The organism is Paenibacillus pasadenensis (assembly GCF_023715725.1).
GTDB lineage: Bacteria > Bacillota > Bacilli > Paenibacillales > Paenibacillaceae > Paenibacillus_O > Paenibacillus_O pasadenensis_A.
Genome location: NZ_JAMBOT010000071.1, coordinates 1 through 401 on the forward strand (window position 1 = coordinate 1; position 401 = coordinate 401).

The following is a 401-nucleotide window of genomic DNA, read 5'->3' on the forward strand; positions in this document are numbered from 1 at the left end:
CTCTTGCCAATGGAATATCACTTCTCATTTCGATACATAAATTAGGCAAGTCAACACTATATTTAGAAGCAACTTGTTGTGCTACATGATAAATAAAGTTTGTTTCGTCAGTAGGCAATTGCTTAGATGCATCATCATGGAAAATATATTCCCATATTGTCCCTGATGTTTCCTTTACAGACAGATGCAAAAATTTATCTAAAGCCATACCTATAGAATCAAAGCCAACTCCAAGGTTGGCTGTTGATGCAGGAATTGTTAACTCCAAAACATTCGACATGTTATAAAGCTCCTTTAATATAATCGATAATGCTATCTTTATCATTTGGCAATGGCTTTATCGGATTATCTAGTAGTGAAATAGCAGTATCAGGATCTTTTAATCCATTACCAGTTAAAAT

Annotated in this window: 2 pseudogenes; both read right to left on the reverse strand. The window is 33.7% G+C overall.

Annotated elements, in window-relative coordinates:
• Positions 1-280 (reverse strand): annotated as a pseudogene (locus M3223_RS24020) (homoserine kinase); the annotation flags it as partial.
• Between the two features lies 1 nt (position 281).
• Positions 282-401: pseudogene (locus M3223_RS24025) on the reverse strand (threonine synthase); the annotation flags it as partial.